Consider the following 21,201-nt stretch of genomic DNA (forward strand, 5'->3'; position numbering starts at 1 on the left):
TCAGGCTTTGGTAGCACCGGAAAAGTTTAATAAATCAACGGCCAGCCGGGTTATTCCTCGACAAATATCACCAGCAGCAAGCGGCGGATCTCCAATACAAAGTCTTCCTTCGACTGGGAAATGACCAACGCGCCGCGCGCGGCGGTTATGACCAGATAGGAAAGGTCTTGCGCGCGTTCCGAAGTGGACGCCAGACCTTGCCGCAACAGAAATTCACCCAGTTTTGCAACATAGGCCCCTGGCCAGTTTTCCGGCTGCGCCGCCGCAATCTCCAACGCATCTTCCAGCAGCTTTGCACCATGGTCCGTTTTGGATATTTCCAACGAGTCGCTCACGACATGAAGCAGGACTTCTTCCAAAACTTGAAGCGGAGCGCCGTCACCTTTCTCCAAAAGCTCAAATACATTCCGGTACAGGGTTTCGGTATAAGTTCTCAGCGCCCACGTATAGCAGGACTCCTTCGAGCCGAATTTCTTGTAGATCGACTGACGGGACAGCCTGACCGCCTTCGCGATGTCTTCCATGGATGTCTTACGGAACCCATATTGCGCAAACGTGTTCATCACATCACGGGGATCAACACCCGAAATCGTTGGCGCCGTTACCATGTCTTACCTCTCATCAACCCGGTGCATGACGGATACCTACCCTTAGGCAGGTGCAAGTCCGCTCATCTTCAGGTTGCCTCTTCCTGTCGCGTCACGTTTTGCCTGCACGAATTCATCAGCCGCTACTCCCAGTTTGAATCAAATTAGGCTTCAAACCTGAGGCAGGGCCGAACGTCGCGCCTTTTTTGGGACTTGGTTTACACAACCAGTCCAACTTGCCAACGGCTCTTGGCGTCGCAGTTGCGTTGCAACTGACGAAACTGGCCAATAAAACCGTCGCCTGCGGAACGCAAGCGACGGCTCGACTAATTTGACAGCATCAGGATTGCACGGCTTTCATGAACCGGTCTCGGATCACGACGGGGTCCATCGTAATCGGTGGCATTTTCGCGTTACCGCTTTCGCACTTACTGACGATGATCGTCATTTTCTTGGCGTCCAGCGCCTCCTGCAGCACGCGGCCTGTATCCTCGGCCTGACATTCGATCACCCGATCGCAGCCCGCCGCCTCGGCCATTTTGGCAAGCGAGGTTTTTTGCCCGGCATAGGTGGGTTGATCGCCCGTCGACCCATATGACCCGTTGTCGACAATCAGCAGGATGTAATTGTCAGCCACGTTATTGGCGATAGTGGGCAAAGTGCCAAGATTGGTCAAAACAGACCCATCGCCGTCGATGACGATAACCGGCTTAGGTTGGGCAAGCGCCAAACCCAAACCGATGGAAGAGGCCAGACCCATCGTGCCCAACATATAGAAATTGGTCGGCTGATCGTCGATTGCGTGAAGCTCCTGACTGGGGATACCAATGTTGCAGACCACCAGTTGATCCCGCAAGATCGGAGCGATTTCTTTAAGGATTTCTGAACGGATCATTGGTCGCCGTAGCCTCCCCAAAAGTTGGCATCGGTCAGAATGGCGACCGGTTTGTTGCACATGAAAGTGTATTTCAGGATTGCGTCCAATTCCTCGACATCCGCTTGATGGTGAAAGTGGTAGGTCGGGATGTTCAACTGGGCAAGCAGGGCCTTGGTGTGCACCGCCATTTCAACCTGACAGGCGATGGGTTCACGCAGTTCTCCGCGATACGAAATCAGCATGGGCAGCGGCATCCGGTAGTACTGAATCAACGTCGCAAGCGTGTTGATCGTTACACCAATTGCCGTGTTCTGCATGATGATGGCCGGGCGCTTTCCGCCCATCCATGCACCTGCACACAGGCCCATCCCCTCATCCTCTTTGTTGGAAGGGATGTGGTAGATGCCATCACGCTCATCAATCTCGGCGATGACGCCCGCCAGTTGCTTGCACGGGACGGTGGTGACGAACGAGATATCGTTGGCCATCAGATCATCCGTGATCTTTTTGTCTATGTTCATGTCCAGTTTGTCAGTCCTGATTGGGGCGCAAAAGCGCGATTGACGGGTTACGGCCTGCGGTGCACATGCACGGCACAGGCCGCATGACGGACGACGCGCGAGGCGGTCGACCCCAGAAAATAGTCGCTGAGGCCAGGCTTGTGCGACCCTATGACGATGCATTCAACGTCGTTGTCACTGGCATAGTCGATAATGGTCCGTGCGGTGTGGCCCTTGATGATATCGCACTTGATCCCTTCAATATCCGACACTTTTTCGCGCAGAAGGTTGCGCGCAGCGCGGAACCCTTCGGCGACTACGTCCTTATCCAGATATGCGCTGACCGACCCTTGCGGCATTTCATAGACATGCAGGGCTATGATCTCGGTATCTTCGGCGGACAAGGCACGTGCAACCTGCAATGTGTGCTGTGACAACCCATGATCCAGCGCCATCGGCACGAGAATTTTCTTGTACATAAAAGCCTCCTACTCCCATGGCGCGAGGATGATCTTGGGCGCGGAAACCGCACCCCTCCGCAGATCCTGGAATGCGCGCGCGCCGTCAGACAACGCGCGTGCCTCGACCCAATCAAGCGCACCCAGACGGCCATCAAAAATGGCCTGTGCGGTTTCTCGGAAATCCTCAGCCGTATATGTATAGGTGCCGAAAAACGTGATTTCCTGCAAGGTCATACGGCGCACATCCAGCCCGCCGCTATCCTCACCCAAACCCGCATGAGCGATCACCCCGCCCGGCTGTGCCAGAGCGGAGGCCGTCGCGCGGGTCGCGGCAAACCCGACCGCATCAATGATCAGCGGAAACGTATCGGTGGTTTCAGCGACTAGCTCAAAAGGGATCGCATTTTGCAAGTATGCGCGTCGCAATGTGTTTGGCTCAACAATCTGAACGTTTTCTACCCCCATTGCGGACAGGGCCAGCGCAGCGGCAACCCCGATGGCGCCGCCGCCCAACACCAGCGCGCGACGCTCCATGGATGAATGCAACGCCTCAAGCCCAAGGCGCGCCGCATGCCACCCCACGGCCAGCGGTTCCGCCAAAGCAGCCTGTGAAAGGCTGACATGCTGCGGCACCTCGATCAAATTTCGTTCTGGCATGGCAACAAACTGTGCAAAAGCACCTTCACGGGGCGGCATTGAGATGATCTGACGGTCCGGGCACAGGTTTTCGCGCCCAGCAGAACAAGCACTACAACGTCCACAGGAAACCAGCGGGTTAATGGTAACCCGCGCGCCGTCACGAGGGCCGCCTACAATAACGCCAGCCGCCTCATGTCCAAGGATCAACGGTGCCGGTCGACGCGCATCATGGCCCAGATAGGCGTGCATGTCCGACCCGCAGATCCCGACCGCTTGGATCCGGATGAGGTGCTCGCCCGGATTGGGCTTGGCATCCGGGACATCCCGATAGGCCACGTGTTCGACACCTTCATAGACCAAAGCCTTCATTTTGCGGTGAACCCCCCATCAACCATCAGCACCTGCCCGGTGACATAGTCCGACGCGCGCGAGCACAAAAACAAGATCGGGCCGTTGATGTCCGCCATTTCGCCATTGCGGCGAATACAGGTCTGGGCCGCATTACGTTCCGCGCACTCAGGATCATCAAAAACGGCGCGCGTCAGTTCGGTTGGGAAGAACCCCGGCCCTATTGCATTGGCCGTGATGCCGAAGGGCGACCATGCCTCGGCCATTGCACGGGTCAATTGGCCTATCCCCGCCTTCGTGGCACCATAGGCAACACCACCCGGAAAGGCGCGCGTAGTCTGTAGCGAGGCGAAATTCACGATACGGCCCCACCCCTTTTTTTTCATCTCAGGAACCATCGACTGGCTTATAAAAAATGGTGCGCTGAGATTCACAGCCAATGTCTGATCCCACCCCTCGGGGGTCACGTCATCGGCTGTCTCACGGGTGTTCAACCCGGCCGCGTGGACGAGGATATCCGGCGCACCAAACTTGGCCGAGACTTCCCGCGTCAGTGCATTTACACGCGATCTGTCTGAGATGTCGGCGACGACCGCATCGGCACTTTCGCCGATCTCTTCGATCAGCCCGACCAAAGCCTCGGATCGGCGCGCAACGCCCACGACCTGCGCCCCCGCAGCCGCCAGAACCTTGGCCACCTGCCGCCCAAGGCCCGAGCTTGCACCGGTTACACAGGCAACTTTGCCTCTCAGGTCAAAAAGCGCGCGCGGGTCATCCATCTGCGGTCAGGTCAAATTGTTCGTCGGGGAAATACTTGGCCAAACGCACGTCTGCGGCACGTGCATGGCCTTCCATCCCTTCCAGCCGAGAAATGCGGGCGGTTGCGACGGCAATAGGCTTGGACCCTTCCCGTGTTGCGCGCTGCCACGTGACGATCTTCATGTATTTGTGGACGCTCAACCCCCCAGTATAGCTAGCCGCGCCCGACGTCGGCAGAACATGGTTCGTCCCCGTTGCCTTATCGCCATAGGAAACCGTGGTTTCTTCACCCAAAAACAAGGAGCCATAGCAGGTCAGCCGATCCAGCCACCAATCCAGATCCTCGGCCTGAACGGTCAGATGTTCGGGCGCGTAGGCGTCGGAACAGGCGGCCATTTCCTCGCGATCCGAGCAGACAATCACTTCGGCATAATCCCGCCACGCGGCAGAGGCGTTTTCGCGGTTCAATTCGGGCAGGTCTGCGATCAAGGTGGGAACCAGCTCCATCACTTTTTGCGCCAAAGCCCGATCATCCGTCACCAGCCAGACGGGTGAGTTATACCCATGTTCGGCCTGACTGACCAAATCGGTTGCCACCACATGCGCGTCGGCGGATTTATCCGCAAGGATCAAGCTGTCGGTCGGTCCTGCGATCATGTCGATGCCGACCTTGCCATAGAGGATACGCTTGGCCTCGGCCACGAACTGATTGCCGGGGCCCACAAGGATATTCGCGCGCGGCAGTCCGAACAGGCCATAGGTCATCGCAGCCACGCCCTGCACCCCACCCATGGCCAGAATGCTATCGGCCCCGCAGATATGTGCGGCATAGACAATGGCCGGGGCAACCCCTTCTCCGGGTTTTGGAGGAGAACACGCGGTGATATGGCGACAACCCGCCACTTTGGCCGTCGTCACCGTCATGATCGCGCTGGCGATGTGGCTATACCGTCCGCCGGGCACATAACAACCCGCCGCATCCACCGGGATCGCCTTTTGCCCTGCGACAAAACCGGGCACGATCTCCATCTCAACGTCGGAAACGGTTGCTTTTTGCGTTTCGGCAAAGCGACGCACGTTGTCATGGGCAAACCGGATATCGGCCTTCAGCTTTTCGGGCACCCGCGCGATGGCCGCGTCAATCTCGGCCTGAGTCATCAGCACGTTGCCCTCGAACTTGTCGAACTTCGCCGCGTATTCCATGGCCTTGGCGTCGCCACCCGTTTCGATATCGGCAAGGATTGTCTTCACCGTCTCATGCACCTCGGTTGCATGAGACAGCGGGGTTAGCGTCGCTTTTTTCAAATACTCGCGCGGCATGGTTGGAAAACCCTATTGGTAGATTTCAGGAAGCAGCGTGGTCGACACAGCCGGAACATAGGCGATCAGAATAACCACGATCAGCATTGTCACAACAAAAGGAACGGCACGGGCTGCAATCTTGAGGATCGACTCGCCGGTAATCCCCGAGACCACGAACAGGTTCAGCCCTAATGGGGGCGTAATGAACCCGACGCCCAGCGCAGTGATCATCATGATGCAGAACTGGATCTCATTCATGCCGATGTTATCCGCCAGCGGTTTCAGGATCGGTGCAAGGATCACGATATTCGGCGTCGTTTCCATCACACATCCGGCCGCGATCAGGATGCCGATCATCAACAGGATCAGCAGATATGGATCGTCAGTCAACGAGGTCACGGCGGTCACAAAGCCCTGCGGCACACCCATGATCGCCAAAGCCTCGGCCAGGGGCGCAGAAAAGGCGATGATCGGCAGGATCACCCCGTTTACCTTGGCCGAACTGACCAACATTGACGGAAAGTCGGCCAGCGTCAGGGTGCGCAGGATGAAGCCCATGATAATGGTGACAACCACGGCGGTCGCGCCCGCCTCGGTCGGGGTCAGGCGGCCCGAGAAGATGCCGTAGAAGATTATCCCCGGCACGATGAACGCGTACCAGCCGGATTTCAGCGCCTTGCCCAGATTGGCCAGCCACTCGCCCATGGTCATCATGCCGCCGCCCTCATAGGCGTAGATGCGGTTCATGATGATATTGGTCACAAGGATCGAGACCAAAATGGCCAGTCCGGGGATCAACGCCGCCAGAAACAGGGTCGATGCGGAAATCCCCAGCACCAGACCAATGATGATATAAGCGATCGATGGCGGGATCAGGATGCCGGTACAGGCCCCGGCAGCCACCAGCGCACAGGCATAGGGGCGGGGATAGCCGCTTTCGACCAGTCGGTTGATCGTCATTCGGCCCACCGCAGCAGCACCCGCCGCGTCCGAGCCCGAGATGGCGGCGAACATGCCGCAGACCAGAACGGTAGCCGAGCCAAACCCGCCCTTGGCAAAACAAGTCAGCGCCTCGGCCACATCCAGGAATTTGCGCGACAGCCCCGTTCGGACCAGCACGTCGCCCGTCAGGATGAACAGCGGCACGGCGGTTAGGGCAAAGGCGTCGATGCCGGTGAACAGACTTTCACCCACAAGGCTGAGCGGCAGATCGCCCGACATAATTAGCATCACGATGGCCGCCGTACCGATGGCCGCCCAGACGGGTACGGCCAGTGCAATCAGGCCAACGAACAGGATCACCGGCAGGTAAAAGTCCCATCCCAGTTCAACGGTTTGATTAAGGGAACCCCAAAGCATCGCGTGTCCCCTCAGTCAAACAGCTTGTCGCCTTCGAAGACGGGCTTGCCGTCCCTCAGGCATTTCAGATCGCGCATCAGCGACTGGATCAGCCGCCAGATCATCAGCGCAAAACCGGTGGGCACGGCCATCAGGAACCAGACCTTTGACACGCGCAGCCCATCCGTGACCGAGCCGAACTTGGCCGAAACATGCACAGCCTCGTACGACCAATAAAGCGCGATGACGGCCACGCCAAACATCACCAGATCGCCAAAGATATACAGCAGCGCCTTGGGACGCGGCCCGAGATAATGCATGATCACGTCGATGCGGATATGAGCGCGTTCCTTGACCGCCGCCGCAGCGCCAATCCACGCGAGGTAGATAAAGGAATAGCGAACGATCTCTTCACCCCAGATCGACGAATACGCGAAAATTTCGCGCCGCAGGACCTCGATGGCCATGGTGATGACCAGCATCACGTAGAACACCAGCAGCAGCCAGCGTTCGGCGTTGCGGTCTATGTTTTGAAGTAAGGTCATCTGTTCCCTCGGCGTGCAGGCAGTCAGACGCGCGCCTTCTGGTCCGGGCGTTTACCGGCCTGACTGCATGAGGTTGTGACGGTCGATCAGGCGTCGTGGACGAAATACTTGCCTTGGGTCCCTGCGGCCTCGACCAATTTCTCGAACGCATCCATCGATCCGGCCAGTTCCGTCTTGAACGGATCCCAATCGGCGTTCTGATATCCACCGACGCTTTCCCACTCGGCCAGTTGGTCAGAGCTGAGCGAGTGGAACTCGACACCCGCCTTGTTCAGTTCAGCCATTGCATAGGCGCGGGCCGAGGGCACTTTGGCAAGGTTCTGGTGGCTCGTCATTTCGGACGCCCACATGATGCCTTCCTGTACGTCCGCCGGCATCGAATTGAACCACTCCAGATTGCAGGAATAGACCTGACTGTCCGGCACGGCCTGCGTAAAGGTCACGTGGCTGAGGATGTCCTTGAAACCAAAGACGAACAGCGCGCCCACAGATGGATCAAGCGCATCCGCGACGCCCTGCTTGATGGCCGAGGGGGTCTCACCCCAAGCGACGGGCGTCGGGTTTGCGCCGACCATGCGATAATACTGCTGCAACATCTTGGAACCCGGCACGCGAAACTTAATGCCGCTCATGTCACCCGGAGTGATAATGGCATTCCCGCCCTGCCGCACGGCAACAACGCGGGGGTCGATCACGACGTAGAACAACGCCTTGAATCCGGCAGCTTCGACCTTGGGATGGACTTCGTTTTTCCACGTGTCCGAATTCACGAGATTGGTGAATTTCTGGTTCGATCCGCACAGATACGGCATGTTGATCAGGTCAACGGTCGACGCAAACGGCGCGAAATTCGACAACGAGTGTTGCGCGGCCTGAATAGTGCCGCCCTGAACCTTTTGCACCAAAGATCCGCCTGCACCCAACTGTCCACCGGGGGCCAGCTTGACATAGACCTTACCGTTGGTGGCGTTCTGAATGTTTTCCTTAAGGTCCAACTGCATGATCGGATAACTGCGTGATGCACCCAGCACATAGGCTGTAGCGATGGTCATCACATGATCCGCTGCCTTTTCGCGTTCGCTCTCTTCTTTGGCGGTTTGCGCTGCGGCCTCGGATGACCACAGCACGCCCCCCGCCCCGGCAACCAGCGCCGCCGTGAACGCCCCCGTGGCGCTGAGCTTCAGGAAATTGCGGCGCTCGGCCGACGCCAGTTCAGTTTTTTCGTTGTTCATTGATTGCCCTCCCAAGCAAAAAAGTCAGCCGTCGCTTTCTGCGTCGCGGTCAGCCTCCTTTTTCAGAATTGCGACAACGAACAGGATCGACGCCGCGAACAGGACCAACATCTCACCCACGTCCCCAAGAAAGGCACTGCCTGCAAAAGCACCCAAAGCCACGTTCGCGAAGTAGATGACAAACACGATGATGGATGCGGTCAGAAACACTTTTCCGGACTCCCTTCGGATTCGGCCCAAAGTCATTTGTAAGCGCTTACATCAAAAATGCAAGCGCTTACATATCTGCTTTCCTTGGGGGCCCGTTGAGATTAGACTTATTGGCAAAAGTGAATTGCGGGTTTGATAATGTCGAAATTGGGGGCGGCACCAACGCTGGACGATGTGGCCAAGATGGCGGGCGTTTCGACGGCGACTGTCTCGCGCTGCCTCAACAGCCCCGACCGTGTCGTCAAGGCGACGCGGGAACGCGTTCAATCGGCTGTTGATGCCTTGGGCTATACACCGAATTTTGCTGCACAGGTGATGGCCGCCAAACGTACATTCACCATTGGTGCGATCATCCCGACAATGGAGAACGCAATATTCGCGCGCGGGCTGCAAGCCTTTCAGGAAGAGTTGCACCAGCACGGATATACCCTTTTGGTTTCAAGCTCGGCCTACAAGCCAGACATCGAGGAAGAACAAATCAGGACGCTCGCGGCGCGGGGCGCGGATGGGCTTTTGCTGATTGGCCATGACCGCGACCCAAAGATTTATGAGTTTCTGGACCGTCGAAATATCCCTACCCTGGTCGCGTGGTCTTTTGCGCCAGATGCGCCGGTCCCCTCGATCGGGTTCGACAACCGCGCGGCGATGTGCGCATTGGCAAACCGTGTCATTGCCATGGGCCACACGCGTCTTGGCGTGATTTCCGGCGTCAGCGCAGGCAACGATCGCGCGCGCCTGCGGATCGAAGGCGTAAAAGACGCCACGCGGCAGAACGGATTAGACGTTTCGGATCTGACAATCATCGAAACGCCTTACGAAATTGAATGCGGGGCCCAGGCGTTTTCCCAGTTGATAGGCCAAGCTTCGCGCCCGACAGCCATCCTTTGCGGTAACGACGTCTTAGCCGTTGGCGCGCTGCGGCGGGCTCAAGAAATCGGGCTGCGCGTTCCCAAGGATGTTTCAATCACCGGATTTGACGACATCGAATTGGCCCGAATTGTTAGCCCGGCCCTGACAACTGTACACGTTCCACATCGCGAGATGGGGCGCAAGGCCGCCCTGCAACTGGTCGAGATGGTCGAAAAACAGGTCACGGATCAGGGCGAACAGCTCGACACCAGTATCATCGAAGGTCAATCGCTTGAGCCGCCGGGCAAAACTTAAGCTGCCTCGGCCTCCATCGTCCTGAATTCATTTTTGAGCCAGATATGTTTTTTGCACATAGGTTCGGTAAAGTGCTGGCGTATCAGCTTTTCCATCGCCTTCTGGATCAAAGCCGATGTCGTTTCGGGATAGACCTCGGTGGTAAACAAAGACACGGTCCGCACAAAGTTCCGGCCCGGAAAAGGCATTGCTTTGACGCTGTCATGAAATCGCTGAGCGCGGTGGAAACACGCGGCAGTGGTAATCGCCCATCCCGCGCCCTCGGCAACCAGCCCAATGATCGACTGATTGCATTCCAGTTCGAACCGGTTCGGCAAATTGTACTTGCTACGGGTCAACTGAATTTCGATCTGTTTACCGATCATATAATCCCGCGAATATCTCAACAGCGGAAGGTTTGCATCCGGCTCAAACAGTTCTTCGGGCTGAACTTCAATGCTACTAGGTAAAATGACGATAAATGGGTCGCGCATCAGCGGGTATTCGATCAACCCCTCTGTGCGTTCTGATGGCCGCGTGGCGACCCCAGCGTCCAGCTTATGCTCTTGAAGTTTGGCGATGATCTCATGGCTGGGGCGGGTGTAGTGTCGAAAGTTACAGCGCGGCAACGCCTGAGCCAGAAACCGGAACAGATCAGGCGCGATCTGGTTGTCGAAATCGTCGATCAGGGCCAGCCTCAGATCGGTCGCGTGGCGCCAGTTTCCGGTTCGGATTTCAGCCTCACCCCGTTTCAATACCGTCAGGCCATCTCGGACATAACGCGCGAAAACCTCTCCGGCCGGGGTCAGCCCCATTGGGCGGCGACCATGGTCTACCAGTTCGATGCCAAGCGCACGTTCAAGACTGCGCAGGTGGTTTGAGACAGTACTGATGGACAAGCCCGTTTCCGACGCGACCTGTTGGATCGACCCTGACTTGGCGATCAGTTGAAACACTTCCAGCCAGCGGAGGCTTAGAGATTTAGACACAGCAACCGTCCATTGTTTCGATTACCTCGAAACAAGCCAAGCAGAGAAATGTCCGTTCGGCAATGGTGATGTTGTTTATTCGGCCCTAACCTAAGACCGAGCCCGTTCAAGATTTGGGTCGTAGGGCGAGGCCGGGACGACGGTGACCGCCACATGCTCGCCACAACGGTCCAACACCATTTCGCTGCCGATTTCGGCCAGTTCCGGCTCAACAAATCCATGCGCCAGGTTAAGGCCGACTCGATGCCCCCATTCGCCAGACGTGACCGTACCAACCACCCTATCCCCCTGCATGAGCGACCCTCCGGGATGCGCGGGGCCTTGCGATGTGTGCACCTGCAAGACAACCAGCTTTTTGCGAGGTCCGTCCGTTTGCCGCGCCTCCAATGCCTTGCGCCCAGTAAAGTTGCCTTTGTCCAGCTTCACGAACCGATCCAAGCCGGTTTCAAAAGGATCAAACTCTGTAATTAAGTCGGATTTCCAATGCAGGAAGCTTTTCTCCATACGCATCGAGTCCACAGCGCGTGCGCCAAACAACTTCATGCCCATGGGTTCACCGGCCTGACGTAAAGCCAAGTACGCAGCATAGAGCGATGCGTTGGGCACATGAATTTCATAGGCCAGTTCGCCCGAGAAACTAACACCCATAACGGTGGCGGGGGCGATCCCGACAAAACACTCGCGAACGCTGAGCCATGGGAACGCCTGGGCCGACCAGTCGCCGCGGGCGCAGGCGGACAGGACATCGCGCGCCTTGGGGCCAGCAAGGATCAGGATGGTCTGATCGTTGGTCAGGCTGCGCAGGTGGACGTCTTCGTCAGCCCGCAAATGGCTGGTCAGCCAGTCCATGTCGTGAAATTCGCTGGCCGCTGCCGATCCGTACCAGATACGTTCAAGGCCCCGGTCACTGGCGGGCAGATTGGCCACCGTCGCCTCGGCTTTGATCATACCGTTGTGGTTCAGCAGGTAACCCAACCCCACACGCCCGTCGCGGCGGGTAACCGCGCCGCAGAACACCCGATCCAGAAACGCGTGACGATCTGCACCCGTGATCTCGATTCGATTGAAACCGTTCACCTCGGCCAGCCCTACATTGGTCTGGACATTGGCAACCTCGGCGGCCACCAGATCGAAGGTTTCGTCAAAATCGAAACTGTGGCTGGGCGCGAAATCGGGCGATGGCTTGATGTAATCCACCCTCTCCCACCCGTTGACCACGGTGAACTCGGCCCCCTCAGCCGCCAGAACCGGGGTCAGAGGGGTCGTCTTGGCGGGTCGCCCGGCGGGGCGGTGTTCATGCGGAAAGTGAAAGCGGAACTCGTTTTGGTAATCCTCGATGGCTTTTAGCGCCGTCAGTTCGACATTCGCGTGACCCGTAAACCGGCGGGGATCAAGGCACCACGTGTCGTAACACGCCTCGCCATGCACGATCTGTTGCGCCAATAGCCAGCCGTGGCCGCCGCCCTCGCCCAGACCGGCGCGCAGGCCGATGATACAGAACGCATTGCGCTTGCCCGGGATCGGCCCGACCAAAGGCGCACCGTCGATCGTATAGGTGATCGGGCCGTTGACCACCGTATGCACGCCCACCTCCATCAGCGCGGGCATCCGGGCAAAAGCGCCCTCCAGCACATCCGTCACGCGGTTCAGATCGTCAGGGCACAGCGCATTGACGAAGTTGGGGTCGATCCCGTCCAGGCCCCATGTCTTGCAATCCTGTTCGTAGAACCCCAGCAACAACCCGTTCTTTTCCTGCCGACAGTAGTAATCGCTGATCGGGCATCGCAGCAGAGGCATCCTGTGGCTGGCATCGCGAATGGCCGGAATCTCTTCGGTCAGGAAATACTGATGCTCCATCGAGGCGACGGGATGATGTACCCCCATCATCGCGCCCACCTCGTTCACGCGATAGCCACCCGCGTTTACGACGATATCGCAGTCGATATCGCCCTGTTCGGTCTGCACGGTCCATGTGTCATCGGCGTGCTGTTTCAGCCCGATAACCGGCGTGTTGCGATACACCTCGGCCCCGGCCTTGCGCGCCCGCCGCGCTAGCGCCTGACACAGCTGGGCGGGGTCGATATCCCCATCCATCGGATCCCACAGCCCACCAATCAGGTTCTCGGGCGAGATCAGAGGGTGACGGCGCGCACATTCCTTGGCATCAATCACCTCGAACTGCACGTCCATCCCACGCGCCATTGATGTGAAATGGCGATAACCCTGCATCTGCGCTTCTGTATTGGCCAGCCGGATGCCGCCGTCGCCATGGTGATAATTGATCGGATAATCCGGGTCTTCGGCCAGTTCCTTATACAGCCGGATCGAGTGCGATTTCAGCCCGACCATCGTCTGGTTCATTCCAAAGTTCGTCACCTGCGCCGCCGAATGCCATGTGGTGCCCGAGGTCAGCTCGTTCCGCTCGACCAGAACCACATCGCTCCACCCCTCCTGCGTCAGATGATAAAGGGTCGAACAGCCTGCAATCCCGCCTCCGATGACAACGACTTTGGTGCGTGATTTCATGGACGTGGCTCCTGCTTTGCTGCCCACAAGTCTTGCGGAACAATGCGCGCCCGCGACAAGCCGCCCAGTGCTTGTATTGAAAAATCGAAACCGCGATTGCGGATTCTGCAAATTGCACTTGGCCTTTGCCAAGCGCGTGAACCCGCGCTTAGGGTTCAGGTAACAGGGCAAGAAAGGAACCGGATGAGCACGGGCAGCAAACGAAGCGGTAGACGCGCCCGGCACGCGAAGCGCGCGGCGGCCCCTGTGATTGATCCCTGCCCGCCCGGTCAGATCGGTGGCGCCTTTAAGCCGCTGACCGACCTTGAGATCACGCAGATTTACGATTCCGCCCTGCGCCTGCTGGAAACCCTCGGGATGGGAGAGGTACCTGATCGGCTGGCCCGCGACCTGCGCGCAGCAGGGGCGAGACCCGGACCTGACGACCGATTGCTGTTCCCGCGCGCCATGGTCGAACAGGCCATTCAATCCGCCCCCAAACAATTCACCTTTCACGGCCGCGATCCCTCGCGTTCGATCGAGGTGGGCGGAGACCGGGTGTATTTCGGCACCGGCGGCGCGGCGGTTCAGACGCTGGATATCGACACGGGGCTATATCGCCCCTCAACCCTGACCGATCTGCATGATTTCACCCGGCTACAGGACACGCTGCCCAATGTCAGCTGGTTCACCCGGTGCTGCGTGGCGACCGACGTGCCCGACAATTTCGATCTGGACGTCAACACCGTTTATGCGCTGATCCGCAACACCACCAAACCAATTGCCACGTCCTTTACGCTGGCTGAACATGTCGCGCCCATCGTCAAGATGCTGGATATCGTCGCCGGAGGCCCCGGCGCGTTCGCCGCGCGCCCGTTCCTGAAGGCGCATATCAGCCCGGTCATCTCGCCCCTGCGCTATGGCGAGGATGCGGTGGACGTGGTCTATAAATGCGTCACCCATAACATCCCCATGTCCTGCATCACTGCGGCACAAGCCGGTGCGACGGCCCCGGCCACGCTGGCCGGGTTTCTGGCGCAATCGCTGGCCGAAACACTGGCCAGCCTTGTCATGGTCAACACGATCAAACCGGGCTTTCCGATGGTGTTTTCCAACTGGCCCTTCATCGTGGACCTGCGCACCGGGTCTTTTGCGGGCGGCAGTGGCGAGACGGCGATTCTGAACGCGGCCTCGGCGCAGATTTCCAATTGGTTGGGGCTGCCGTCAGGTGTGGCGGCCTCGATGACCGATGCCAAGGCGATTGATGCGCAATACGGGGCGGAGAAAGGCATCACCTCTTTGGCGGCGGCGCTGGCGGGCGGGAACCTGATCTATGAAAGCTCGGGCATGACCGCATCGCTGCTGGGGGCCAGTTTCGAGGGCTTCATGCTGGACAATGAAATGCATGCCCACACCTATCGCGCCCTGCGCGGAATCGAAGTGACCGAGGAAAACCTTGGGTTCGAGGCAATCTGCCAGTCGGTTCTGGGCGACGGGCACTTTCTGGGCAGCACTCACACCTATGACGCGATGGAGCGCGATTATTACTACCCCGAACTCGCCGACCGGACCGAGCCGCGCACTTGGGCGGATGAAGGCGCAAGCGACGCATGGACCACCGCCCGCGCCCGCGCGAAAGAAATCCTCGACACACACAATCCCCAATATTTGACGCCTGAACAAGATGCGAACATCCGCGCCCGGTTCCGTATCCTTGATTGATCTTCCCCAACTGACACCCGGCGGCTAGGGTCGGCGGGACTTGCGACGAATGAGGCCCCGATGACCGACCCCTTCTTTCAGCCCGTCTCAGCCATGGAACTGGCGCGCTTTGCGGGCGTACCCACCTTCATGCGCCTGCCCGGCATGACGCTGGATCACGCGCGGATCGCCGAGGTTGATATCGGGCTGGTCGGCATTCCATGGGACGGCGGCACCACAAACCGCCCCGGTGCGCGCCACGGGCCGCGCCAGTTGCGGGATTACTCGACCATGATCCGCGCGATGAACCCCGTGACCGGGGTTGCGCCCTTTGCGATGATGAACTGCGCCGATCTGGGCGACGTGGCCCCGAACCCGGTAGATATCGAAGATACGCTGGACCGCGTGGCATCGTTCTACACCGACCTAACCGCTCGCGGCATCATCCCCCTGACCGCCGGAGGGGATCACCTAACCACCCTGCCCGTTCTGCGCGCGCTGGCCAAATCCGGCCCGCTGGGGTTGATCCAGTTCGACAGCCATACTGACCTTTTTGACAGCTATTTTGGCGGGCATAAGTTCACCCATGGCACCCCGTTCCGCCGGGCCGTCGAAGAGGGCTTAGTCGATCCCAAACGCTTTGTTCAGGTGGGCATTCGCGGCACCGCCTATAACACCGAGGATATCGAGTGGGGCGAGGCCCAGGGCATCCGTATCATCCGAATCGAAGAACTGTTCGACCGCGGCATCGGCGATGTCATGGCCGAAGTGCGCGGTATTGTGGGTGATGCGCCGACCTATTGCACCTATGACATCGACTTCGTCGACCCCACCTTTGCCCCCGGCACCGGAACGCCCGAGATCGGCGGCCCAAACAGCTTTCAGGCCCAGCAGGTTATTCGGGAAATGTCTGGGATCAACCTCGTAGGGGCCGATTTGGTTGAAGTTTCTCCACCCTTCGACGCTTCGGGCGGCACCGCGTGGCTGGGAATATCATTGATGTTCGAACTGCTCTGCGTTCTGGCGCAAGCCGTGGACGCCCGCCGCTAACTGACGTTTTCGGCGATCATCGAGATCATCTCGAACATCACCGCCGCTGCGGTCAGGGCGGTGATATTGTTCGGGCTGTCCTTGGTGGGCATCATGCAGACCACGTCTCCGCCCACGATGTTCAGCCCGCGCGCGGCACGCAAAATCCCCACAGCCTCGTCAATGTCGAACCCCTTCTCGCCGGGCTCCAGATTAGACACCGCGGGCGCGACAGTGGGGTCGAGGCAATCCAGATCAAAGGTGATATAGACTGGGCGATCGCCCAACATTTCACGCGTCTGCGCCACCACGTCCTTCAGCCCGCGCTGGCGGAACTCGCGCATGGTGACGATGTTGTAGCCATAGTCATAGGACGGTTGCAGCCAGTCCAGACTGCGCGGATGACCCCGCAGGCCGATCTGCATGGACCGCGTTGGATCAACTTGCCCCAGATCGGCCAGATAGGCGCCCCAATGGGCGGCGGATTTCTTGGCCCCCAGAAAGTGATCGACCTTGGTGAACACATCCGTATGCGCATCCAGATGCAGAAAGCTGATCGGCTCGCCCCCGGCCAGTTGGCCACGCCCCAAAGCCTGCACTATGCCGCCGGTGATCGAGTGATCTCCGCCCACCGACACAGGCCGCGCCCCCGCTGCGTCGATGTCCTTGTAAAAACCCGTGATGCGTTCGATACAGTCCTCGTTGTCATTAGCGCGCGGAAAGGGCACGTCGCCTACATCGGCAATCTTGGCGCTGGCCCACGGGTCGATCTCAAACACCGAATGCACGCGCCGCTGCACGGCCGAGACATGGCGCAGCGCGCGGGGGCCAAGGTGCTGATCCCGCTCGGTCGTGCCGTTGCCGGTGGAATGGGGCACGCCGACCAAGGCGATATCCTGCCCCTCGGGGCCGGTATTGGGACAGCGGAACAGGGTCGGCACGCCCCACCAATACAGGTTATCCATCATCGACTGTTCATAGCGGTCGGTCATCTGCATCCCCTTCAAGAAAAACGCCCCCGGCAGGCGGGGGCGCATATGTTCAGATTTTCTCGTCTTCTCGCCGGAAAGCCCCCTGCACGATCCGGTCGATGACCATGGCGCAGAACAGGATGGCGAAGCCGCCCAGCAGGCCCGGACCCTTGGCCGCGTATTGCAGCGCCTCAAGGATTTCCTTGCCCAGACCGCCACCGCCGATCAGCGAGATGATCACCACCATCGACAGGCACATCAGAATGGTCTGGTTCACCCCAGTCATGATCGAAGGCAGCGCCAATGGAATTTCGACATCCTTCAGCAACTGCCATTTCGAGGCACCAAAGGCGACCGCAGCCTCTTTGATGCTTTCCGGCACGCCGCGCATCCCCAAAGCCGTTAGGCGGATCACCGGCGGCATGCCAAAGATGATCGTGGCCAGAATGCCCGGCGGATTGCCGGTGCCAAAGAAGGCGATGATCGGGATCAGGTAGACGAAGGCGGGCAGCGTCTGCATCAAGTCCAGCACCGGTTCTGCCGCACGGTAGGCGCGCTGCGACTTCCCGAACCAGATGCCCAGCGGGATGCCGAAGATCACGCACAAGATCACGGCAGCGCCGACCAAGGCCACTGTCTCCATCGCGACGTCCCAGTACCCAAGAAGCGCGATATAGGCCAGCGACGCTGCGGTGAAGATCGCAACCCGAGGGCCTGCTGCACGCCATGCGGTGACACAAATGACCAGCATGACAACGGGCCAAGGCGACCCGATCAACGCAATCGTCAACGCATCCAAAACCGAGCGGACGCCAGCCACGATCCCGTCAAAGACGTCTCCACCCGCCGCTGCAGCAGCATCAATCTTGGCTTCCATCCAACTGGCGAGGGCAGAAAACAGTGTTCCGTTGCCTTCGCCAAGAAAGATCGCGGAAACCTCTTGTTCCGGGAATGCATCCAGCAAGGGCAGCGATGCGTTGACCGTGAATTTGTACACGATCAACGGGCCGATCGCGGCGATGAGAACCGCGCCCAGCACGGTGTTCCTTCTGGACTGTCCGCTTTCCGTGCTGCCCGGATCAATCCGCCATTTCGAATATTGCTTTTCGTAGACCCGATCTGCGTAGAAACCCTGCACCAGTTTGAAAACCAGCAACATCAACAGGCCCGTGATCAGAATCCCTGCCGCTTCGGATTGCGCGGCAGCCGCCCTTTCTAGGCTGGTGTCCGCTGCTTTTTGGATGTTCTCGGCCAGCTTGGTAAAGCGGTCGATATCGGCCTTTTCAGTGGCATCCGCTGCACGTGCCATCAACTCGGCCGCCCGTTCCTGTTGGCGCGCGGCCCGTTCCGCAAAATCAGCGCCAGGATTGCCCCAGGCACCCCGGCCAATCTGAACCCACGCGATGATCTCAAGGATCAGGAAGGTCCAGAACATCCCCCAGATCGCGCGCGAGGCCGACCAGAATGGCCCCAGCACGGCGGCCCACAAGTTGAAGGTATTGGGTACAGGGCTTGTTGCATCATGGATCTTGTGAAACGCATTGACGTAATAGTCGCCATTCGGTCCGACGAATTCCTTGATCGAACGGTCCAGCGCCTCGCGGTCGACTTCGATATCAGAGGCGGCTGTAACTTTCAGCTCGGTGGTTGCGTCAGTCATTTTTGCCCCCTTGAATACCACGCAGCAGGCGCGGCTTGGTCACGATCCCCACGTCATTACCTGCATCCGTTATGACCACTGGCATCTCGGTATTCACCGCTAGGTCGATCAACTGGTCCAGATCCGCGCCCTCATCCGCGCGCGGCGCGCCGTCGAGTGACCCGGAATAGCTGCCCATCGGCTCCATGATCGAGTGCGCTTTGACGAGTTTGAGTTTCGAGATGCCCTGCACAAATTCGCGCACGTAATCGTCTGCAGGGTTCATGACGATATCTTCGGGAGTGCCGATCTGAACGATCACACCGTCTTTCATGATTGCGATGCGATGTCCGATCCGGATCGCCTCGTCCAAGTCGTGCGTGATGAACAAGGTCGTCTTCTTGAGCTGGGCCACCAGCGCCTTGAACTGATCCTGCAACTGTAACCGGATCAATGGGTCAAGCGCCGAGAACGGCTCGTCCATCAACAGGATTTCCGGGTCCGAGGCCAATGCGCGGGCAATACCGACGCGCTGCTGCATCCCGCCAGAAAGCTCTTTGGGCAGGCGATCTTCGTAACCGGTCAGGTTGACGAGGCTGAGAGCATGGTCAGACACCGCCCATCGCTTGGATTTCGGCACTTTGCGGATTTCCAGAGGATACGCCACGTTGTCGCGCACCGAACGGTGCGGCATCAGCGCCATGTGCTGAAAGACCATCCCGATCTGCTGCGCCCGGATGCGGCGCAATTCAGACTCGGATATCTTTGAGACATCCCGCCCCAAAATTTCGATCTTACCTGCGGTCGGCTCAATCAGGCGATTGACGTGACGCACCAGCGTCGACTTGCCAGACCCCGACAGGCCCATGATACAGAAAATCTCGCCGCGCGGCACTTCGAAGGTTGCGCCCTGCACGCCGACAACGCAGTTGAAACGCTCCAGAACTTCAGGTTTTCCAATGCCTTCGCTGCGCACGGCGGCCATGGCCTCTTCTGCCCGTGCGCCAAAGATCTTCCAGACATTTTCCAGTTTTACGACAGGTTCGTCCATTTGCCCCTCATGTGCAGGGCTTTGCCCCGGCATATAAGAAAAGGGCCGCCGCGAACTGTCGCGACGGCCCCCCGATTTTGGATGTTAGTTGGTGAGCCAACCGATGACTGTGTCTTCGTTATCCGCCACCCACTGCCGGGCGAAGTCAGCCGCTTCGACATTGTCGACAGCCAGCGCCTTACCCATCGCGCTTAGGTCGTCGCCCTCCATCTGGTAGTTGCGGAACAGGGCCGCCACTTCGGGATAGCTTTCCTCCAGCTCCTTGGCGTAATGCAGATGGAGTGTCGCGCCATTCCATGCCGAAGATGCCTCAGACTTGGCCAGCCAATCCGGATCATCGGTCGGCTGAACGATGGTCCATGTGGCCGGATCATGCGCGGGCTCTTCCAGAACTGTCAGGTCCTGCGTCACAAAGATGTAGTGGGGGCTATAGCAGAACCCGATCCACGGATCGCCTGCCTTGGTCGCGTTGGCGAGGTTGGCATAGGCAATTGTCTCTTCATACTCGGTCAGGTCGAAAACCTGGTCATAACCGTAAGACTTGGCCCGAATTTTCTCAACCACGGTCGAGGCCCAGCCCGGCGCGCCGATCCAAACTTCTGGCGTGCCGTTACCGTCCGTGTCAAAAATCGCTATCTTGTCGGGGTCGCTCAGATCATCAATAGATTTGATGTCGTGCTGTTCGGCGATATAGGTCGGAACACACATACCCTGTTCGGCTTGCACAGGGTTTTCGTTCATAACGACTGTGCCGTTATCCTTGACGTATGTGTCATGCAGGTTTTGCTGGTTCGGCATCCAGACCTCGGGGTGCACGTGCATCGACCCGCTGTCCATAGCCTCAAATACAATTGGGTTGGTTCCGTTCTGCAATTCCACATCAAGGCCTAGGTTTTCCTCGATAACGACTTCTAGGATATGTGCGGTGGCATTCACCGATGCCCAGTTCGGCACACCGATCACGATGTCCGCAGCAATGGCAGGACCGGTTGCGACAACTGTTGCGCTTCCCAATAGCGTGGCTAGTTTTTTCATCAGGTTTCTCCATGTTGGGCGTTCACGGTGCTGTTTTTTGTCCGATCTGGGTCGGTGTCGCACTTTGCAAACAGTATCAAAAAGCAGTAGCTTTCCGGTTTTTTTGACCAACGGCTTGAGGTGCCGGAATGGTAGGAAAATTCAAGCACGCATGCGCGCCGCCCATCAAGCGTTACGTAAACCAAAACAGCGTATGCGAAATTATCATATATTTGTTTCGGTTTATTGCGATTTGACAGCTTCGGATTCTGTGTAAGCCTCGGGCAAAGCTTCGCTGCGCCGATACAGGCCATCGAAAAAAGCACGCGCAAACTCAATATTCAAATAGCTCACAACCGAA

At 58.5% G+C, this 21,201-nt stretch carries 20 protein-coding genes; 3 read left to right on the forward strand and 17 right to left on the reverse strand.

Annotated elements, in window-relative coordinates; genetic code table 11:
• Positions 1-50: 50 nt before the first annotated feature.
• The 11 genes from GOV87_RS12045 to GOV87_RS12095 form a co-directional block, all read right to left on the reverse strand.
• On the reverse strand, positions 51-608 hold the full coding sequence (locus GOV87_RS12045) for a TetR/AcrR family transcriptional regulator (RefSeq protein ID WP_171123438.1): 558 nt from the start codon (positions 606-608) through the stop codon (positions 51-53).
• 319 nt (positions 609-927) lie between these two features.
• A complete protein-coding gene (gene comE, locus GOV87_RS12050) occupies positions 928-1,482 on the reverse strand; it encodes a sulfopyruvate decarboxylase subunit beta (protein WP_171123440.1) in 555 nt (184 codons plus the stop codon).
• A complete protein-coding gene (gene comD, locus GOV87_RS12055; RefSeq protein ID WP_170698774.1) occupies positions 1,479-1,985 on the reverse strand; it encodes a sulfopyruvate decarboxylase subunit alpha in 507 nt (168 codons plus the stop codon). The genes comE and comD overlap by 4 nt, the downstream gene beginning before the upstream one ends.
• Positions 1,986-2,032: 47 nt before the next feature.
• Complete coding sequence (locus GOV87_RS12060) at positions 2,033-2,443, reverse strand: universal stress protein (RefSeq protein ID WP_171126130.1); 411 nt, start codon at positions 2,441-2,443, stop codon at positions 2,033-2,035.
• Positions 2,444-2,452: 9 nt separating this feature from the next.
• Positions 2,453-3,433 (reverse strand): alcohol dehydrogenase catalytic domain-containing protein, encoded by a 981-nt coding sequence (locus GOV87_RS12065; RefSeq protein WP_171211937.1) that lies wholly within the window; start codon positions 3,431-3,433, stop codon positions 2,453-2,455.
• Positions 3,430-4,191, reverse strand: coding sequence for an SDR family NAD(P)-dependent oxidoreductase (locus GOV87_RS12070; RefSeq protein WP_171211938.1), 762 nt, complete (start codon positions 4,189-4,191; stop codon positions 3,430-3,432). The genes GOV87_RS12065 and GOV87_RS12070 overlap by 4 nt, the downstream gene beginning before the upstream one ends.
• Positions 4,184-5,491: a histidinol dehydrogenase gene (hisD, locus tag GOV87_RS12075; protein WP_171211939.1), complete on the reverse strand. Its 1,308-nt coding sequence runs from the start codon at positions 5,489-5,491 to the stop codon at positions 4,184-4,186. The genes GOV87_RS12070 and hisD overlap by 8 nt, the downstream gene beginning before the upstream one ends.
• A gap of 12 nt (positions 5,492-5,503) precedes the next feature.
• Positions 5,504-6,832 (reverse strand): TRAP transporter large permease, encoded by a 1,329-nt coding sequence (locus GOV87_RS12080; RefSeq protein ID WP_171211940.1) that lies wholly within the window; start codon positions 6,830-6,832, stop codon positions 5,504-5,506.
• 11 nt (positions 6,833-6,843) lie between these two features.
• Entirely contained in the window at positions 6,844-7,356 is a 513-nt protein-coding gene (locus GOV87_RS12085) for a TRAP transporter small permease (protein ID WP_171123452.1), read from the reverse strand.
• A gap of 86 nt (positions 7,357-7,442) precedes the next feature.
• Positions 7,443-8,588: a TRAP transporter substrate-binding protein gene (locus GOV87_RS12090; RefSeq protein ID WP_171123454.1), complete on the reverse strand. Its 1,146-nt coding sequence runs from the start codon at positions 8,586-8,588 to the stop codon at positions 7,443-7,445.
• 24 nt (positions 8,589-8,612) lie between these two features.
• On the reverse strand, positions 8,613-8,798 hold the full coding sequence (locus GOV87_RS12095; RefSeq protein WP_171126139.1) for a hypothetical protein: 186 nt from the start codon (positions 8,796-8,798) through the stop codon (positions 8,613-8,615).
• Between the two features lie 138 nt (positions 8,799-8,936).
• On the opposite strand from GOV87_RS12095, the gene GOV87_RS12100 reads away from it, so the two are divergent.
• On the forward strand, positions 8,937-9,962 hold the full coding sequence (locus GOV87_RS12100; RefSeq protein WP_171211941.1) for a LacI family DNA-binding transcriptional regulator: 1,026 nt from the start codon (positions 8,937-8,939) through the stop codon (positions 9,960-9,962).
• Here the strand turns inward: GOV87_RS12100 and GOV87_RS12105 are convergent.
• Both GOV87_RS12105 and GOV87_RS12110 read right to left on the reverse strand, forming a co-directional pair.
• On the reverse strand, positions 9,959-10,930 hold the full coding sequence (locus GOV87_RS12105; RefSeq protein WP_171123460.1) for a LysR family transcriptional regulator: 972 nt from the start codon (positions 10,928-10,930) through the stop codon (positions 9,959-9,961). The two genes, GOV87_RS12100 and GOV87_RS12105, sit on opposite strands and share 4 nt — an antisense overlap.
• 90 nt (positions 10,931-11,020) lie before the next feature.
• Entirely contained in the window at positions 11,021-13,456 is a 2,436-nt protein-coding gene (locus GOV87_RS12110) for an FAD-dependent oxidoreductase (RefSeq protein WP_171211942.1), read from the reverse strand.
• 183 nt (positions 13,457-13,639) lie between these two features.
• On the opposite strand from GOV87_RS12110, the gene GOV87_RS12115 reads away from it, so the two are divergent.
• Positions 13,640-15,157: a trimethylamine methyltransferase family protein gene (locus GOV87_RS12115; RefSeq protein WP_171211943.1), complete on the forward strand. Its 1,518-nt coding sequence runs from the start codon at positions 13,640-13,642 to the stop codon at positions 15,155-15,157.
• Between the two features lie 60 nt (positions 15,158-15,217).
• Positions 15,218-16,186: an agmatinase gene (locus tag GOV87_RS12120; RefSeq protein WP_171211944.1), complete on the forward strand. Its 969-nt coding sequence runs from the start codon at positions 15,218-15,220 to the stop codon at positions 16,184-16,186.
• On the opposite strand, the gene GOV87_RS12125 is transcribed toward GOV87_RS12120, so the two are convergent.
• The 4 genes from GOV87_RS12125 to GOV87_RS12140 all read right to left on the reverse strand — a co-directional run bounded on the left by GOV87_RS12125 (position 16,183) and on the right by GOV87_RS12140 (position 20,861).
• Positions 16,183-17,157 (reverse strand): arginase family protein, encoded by a 975-nt coding sequence (locus tag GOV87_RS12125; RefSeq protein WP_171211945.1) that lies wholly within the window; start codon positions 17,155-17,157, stop codon positions 16,183-16,185. The two genes, GOV87_RS12120 and GOV87_RS12125, sit on opposite strands and share 4 nt — an antisense overlap.
• 49 nt (positions 17,158-17,206) lie before the next feature.
• Positions 17,207-18,796 (reverse strand): proline/glycine betaine ABC transporter permease, encoded by a 1,590-nt coding sequence (locus GOV87_RS12130; protein WP_171126152.1) that lies wholly within the window; start codon positions 18,794-18,796, stop codon positions 17,207-17,209.
• Positions 18,789-19,826, reverse strand: coding sequence for a glycine betaine/L-proline ABC transporter ATP-binding protein (locus GOV87_RS12135; protein ID WP_171211946.1), 1,038 nt, complete (start codon positions 19,824-19,826; stop codon positions 18,789-18,791). The genes GOV87_RS12130 and GOV87_RS12135 overlap by 8 nt, the downstream gene beginning before the upstream one ends.
• 84 nt (positions 19,827-19,910) lie before the next feature.
• Positions 19,911-20,861 carry a glycine betaine ABC transporter substrate-binding protein gene (locus GOV87_RS12140; RefSeq protein ID WP_171211947.1) on the reverse strand — a complete coding sequence of 317 codons (951 nt, stop codon included), beginning with the start codon at positions 20,859-20,861 and terminating at the stop codon, positions 19,911-19,913.
• Positions 20,862-21,201 lie beyond the last annotated feature (340 nt).

Origin of the sequence: Ruegeria sp. HKCCA5426 (assembly GCF_013034585.1) — a bacterium.
In the GTDB taxonomy this organism is placed as follows: Bacteria; Pseudomonadota; Alphaproteobacteria; order Rhodobacterales; family Rhodobacteraceae; genus Ruegeria.

Coding starts and splice junctions, on each gene's coding strand:
- GOV87_RS12045 (WP_171123438.1), bottom strand. CDS start 608: ATGGTAACGGCGCCAACGATTTCGGGTGTTGATCCCCGTGATGTGATG.
- comE (WP_171123440.1), bottom strand. CDS start 1,482: ATGATCCGTTCAGAAATCCTTAAAGAAATCGCTCCGATCTTGCGGGAT.
- comD (WP_170698774.1), bottom strand. CDS start 1,985: ATGAACATAGACAAAAAGATCACGGATGATCTGATGGCCAACGATATC.
- GOV87_RS12060 (WP_171126130.1), bottom strand. CDS start 2,443: ATGTACAAGAAAATTCTCGTGCCGATGGCGCTGGATCATGGGTTGTCA.
- GOV87_RS12065 (WP_171211937.1), bottom strand. CDS start 3,433: ATGAAGGCTTTGGTCTATGAAGGTGTCGAACACGTGGCCTATCGGGAT.
- GOV87_RS12070 (WP_171211938.1), bottom strand. CDS start 4,191: ATGGATGACCCGCGCGCGCTTTTTGACCTGAGAGGCAAAGTTGCCTGT.
- hisD (WP_171211939.1), bottom strand. CDS start 5,491: ATGCCGCGCGAGTATTTGAAAAAAGCGACGCTAACCCCGCTGTCTCAT.
- GOV87_RS12080 (WP_171211940.1), bottom strand. CDS start 6,832: ATGCTTTGGGGTTCCCTTAATCAAACCGTTGAACTGGGATGGGACTTT.
- GOV87_RS12085 (WP_171123452.1), bottom strand. CDS start 7,356: ATGACCTTACTTCAAAACATAGACCGCAACGCCGAACGCTGGCTGCTG.
- GOV87_RS12090 (WP_171123454.1), bottom strand. CDS start 8,588: ATGAACAACGAAAAAACTGAACTGGCGTCGGCCGAGCGCCGCAATTTC.
- GOV87_RS12100 (WP_171211941.1), top strand. CDS start 8,937: ATGTCGAAATTGGGGGCGGCACCAACGCTGGACGATGTGGCCAAGATG.
- GOV87_RS12110 (WP_171211942.1), bottom strand. CDS start 13,456: ATGAAATCACGCACCAAAGTCGTTGTCATCGGAGGCGGGATTGCAGGC.
- GOV87_RS12115 (WP_171211943.1), top strand. CDS start 13,640: ATGAGCACGGGCAGCAAACGAAGCGGTAGACGCGCCCGGCACGCGAAG.
- GOV87_RS12120 (WP_171211944.1), top strand. CDS start 15,218: ATGACCGACCCCTTCTTTCAGCCCGTCTCAGCCATGGAACTGGCGCGC.
- GOV87_RS12125 (WP_171211945.1), bottom strand. CDS start 17,157: ATGACCGACCGCTATGAACAGTCGATGATGGATAACCTGTATTGGTGG.
- GOV87_RS12130 (WP_171126152.1), bottom strand. CDS start 18,796: ATGACTGACGCAACCACCGAGCTGAAAGTTACAGCCGCCTCTGATATC.
- GOV87_RS12135 (WP_171211946.1), bottom strand. CDS start 19,826: ATGGACGAACCTGTCGTAAAACTGGAAAATGTCTGGAAGATCTTTGGC.
- GOV87_RS12140 (WP_171211947.1), bottom strand. CDS start 20,861: ATGAAAAAACTAGCCACGCTATTGGGAAGCGCAACAGTTGTCGCAACC.